Annotated in this window: 3 protein-coding genes; 2 read left to right on the top strand and 1 reads right to left on the bottom strand. The window is 65.2% G+C overall.

Annotated features, from left to right (window positions below; genetic code table 11):
* Positions 1-33 precede the first annotated feature (33 nt).
* A complete protein-coding gene (locus tag RMN95_RS12775) occupies positions 34-615 on the top strand; it encodes a hypothetical protein (protein WP_309617290.1) in 582 nt (193 codons plus the stop codon).
* 6 nt (positions 616-621) lie between these two features.
* On the opposite strand, the gene RMN95_RS12780 is transcribed toward RMN95_RS12775, so the two are convergent.
* Positions 622-945, bottom strand: coding sequence for a winged helix-turn-helix domain-containing protein (locus RMN95_RS12780; RefSeq protein ID WP_309617291.1), 324 nt, complete (start codon positions 943-945; stop codon positions 622-624).
* Between the two features lie 98 nt (positions 946-1,043).
* Here RMN95_RS12780 and RMN95_RS12785 point away from each other — a divergent pair.
* Positions 1,044-2,362, top strand: a 1,319-nt coding sequence (locus tag RMN95_RS12785) for a proton-conducting transporter membrane subunit (protein WP_309617292.1), incomplete at its 3' end; no start/stop codon positions are given.

Genomic DNA, 2,362 nt, shown 5'->3' on the forward strand with positions numbered 1-2,362 from the left:
GCATGTGTCTGACGTGAGGATTACACTCGCCGCATGGAAACCGATCAGCTATTCCTCGCCTCGGATGCCGCCCTTCGCAGCGTCATCGACCGCATCGACCCCGCGGACCTCGACAAACGCGCTCCCGCGGAGTGGTCGAGCGCCGTTGACCCCACCATCCGTGACATCCTGCGAGCGCACGCCTACGACGAGGCCTGGGTTCCTGGCATGCTCGCCGGTGCCTCGATCGCCGACGGTGACGACTTTCGCGGCCGAGACCTACTCGGAGACGATCCGATCGCCGCCTACGACGCGCTAAATGATGCTGCTAACACCGTCGTGCGCGCTGGCGTCGCCCCGGGCGCGATATTCCACTTCCAGTACGGTGACTACCCAGCGGAGGAGGGTCTTGTACACCTGGCGCTCTATCGCGCGTTCCAGGCATGGCTTATCGCGAAACATCTCGGCATCCCATTCCACCTGTCTAACGAGATCGTCGCCGGGATGACGGCCCACGTCCTGCCCCATGCCGACGAGTGGCGCAGCTTCGGGGTTTTCCCGCCCGCGATTGAACCGCCGGCCGATGCCGATGATGAGACTCGGCTGCTCTGCGCCGTGGGGTACTGGGTTCCCTAACGCTACCTAGTCAGCGGGGTCTGGCGATTCAGCGGGGTCTGGCGATTCAGCGGGGTTGTGGTGCGCGAACGTCGCGAGGAGCTCACCGATGCGGTGGTCGCTGTCGAGTGGATGCCGCAGCGGCATGGCCGGGTTGAGCCGGTAGCTGTTGCGCCGGCCCTCCCGCTCGCGCTCCAGGTATCCGGCCTCCTCTAGTTCGGAGACGATGCGCTGCGCGGCTCGTTCCGTGATGCCCACCTGCGCTGCGACATCCCGAATCCGCACGTTGGGGTTGTCGGAGACGCACATCAGCACGTGAGCGTGGTTGGTGAGGAATGTCCACTGTGCCATGCCGCAACTCTGCCACATATCTCGCTAAAGCCTATTCCGGATTCATAATACGTGTTATGGTTTTCCTGTTTTGACAGACACCTATGAACGGGATGCCGATGACCGAAGTGACGCTGGTGCTGCTGACGATCGGACTACCCCTCGCGGCCGCTGCGATCGCGGCGGTCGGCACCCGCTGGGGCGGATCGCGCGATCTTCTCGCTCGAGTCGCCTGCGCCGCGGTGGGGATTGGCTTCGGCCTCTCCGTAGCTGTCACCGTCATGGTCATCAGCAGCGGAACGATCTGGGCTGACCTCGGACCGATACGGATCGCTGCCGATCCCCTCGCGGCTCTGATGTTGCTTCTCGTGCTCGGGCTGAGCGCCGTCATCCAGTCATTCGCGGTGCGCTACCTGAGAGGTGACATTCGGCAGGGCTGGTTCGTAGCCTCGGCCAACCTGCTCACCGGCTGCACCGCCCTGCTGGTGTGCGCTACATCCCTCGCCACCTTCGCCACAGCGTGGCTCGCCGCTGGTGCCGCGCTCCTGCTTTTGCTCGGCACCTACTCCCGGCTTTCCCAGGCGCAGGATGGGGTGCGACGCACGACAGTTCGATTCGCCATCGGCGATTCCGCCTTGGTTGCCGCGGTGGTGATACTGATGATTATCGCGGGTGGTGATGTTGCGCTCGACCGGCTCGGCGCCGTCATCATCACCCTCCCAATGCCGGTATCAACCGCAGTAGCGCTCCTGCTGGTGCTGCCAGCCCTCGCCCGGTCAAGCCAGATCCCGTTCCAGGGCTGGCTGCCGGCGACACTGGCCGCCCCGACACCGGTCTCGGCGCTACTGCACGCCGGGGTCGTGAACGCCGGTGCGATCCTGGTGATCCGGTTCGCGGCGGTGCTCGGCGACCAGGCCATCCCAATGACCGTGATATTCCTGGCGGGCGCCGCGACGCTCGTTTACGCTTCCGTGATTCGGCTCGTCAAGCCCGACGTGAAAGGCCGGCTCGTGTACTCGACCATGGCGCAGATGGGCTTCATGATGATGGCCTGCGGGTTGGGCGCCTTCACGGCGGCCGTGTTCCACCTCATCGCGCACTCCCTATTCAAGTCGACGCTGTTTCTCGGCGCAGGAACGGCCGTGCGTCGCCACGCCGAGCAGCGCGATTGGCCGACGCGCGAGGCGGTGCGAACGACGGTGGTGGTGGCATCCATCATGCTCGCCATCATTGTGCCTGCCGGAGCCCTGACGCTGGCTCGACTAACCATTGCACCGGATGTCTCGGCGGTCAGTCTCGCCCTGGTCGCTTTCGTCGCGCTCACCGGCGGTGTCACCCTCGGCGCCGCGCTGCTCGTGCGCTTTTCGCCTGGTACCGTCGCGATCGGGGTGACGTCCATCACTGCTCTCGCCTTCGGCTACACCGCCTTCCTGGCCGT

Source organism: Salinibacterium sp., assembly GCF_031364185.1.
Taxonomy (GTDB): Bacteria; Actinomycetota; Actinomycetes; order Actinomycetales; family Microbacteriaceae; genus Rhodoglobus.

Excerpts from the sequence above, each read along its gene's own strand:
- RMN95_RS12775 (WP_309617290.1), top strand. The coding sequence starts at position 34 with ATGGAAACCGATCAGCTATTCCTCGCCTCGGATGCCGCCCTTCGCAGC.
- RMN95_RS12780 (WP_309617291.1), bottom strand. The coding sequence starts at position 945 with ATGGCACAGTGGACATTCCTCACCAACCACGCTCACGTGCTGATGTGC.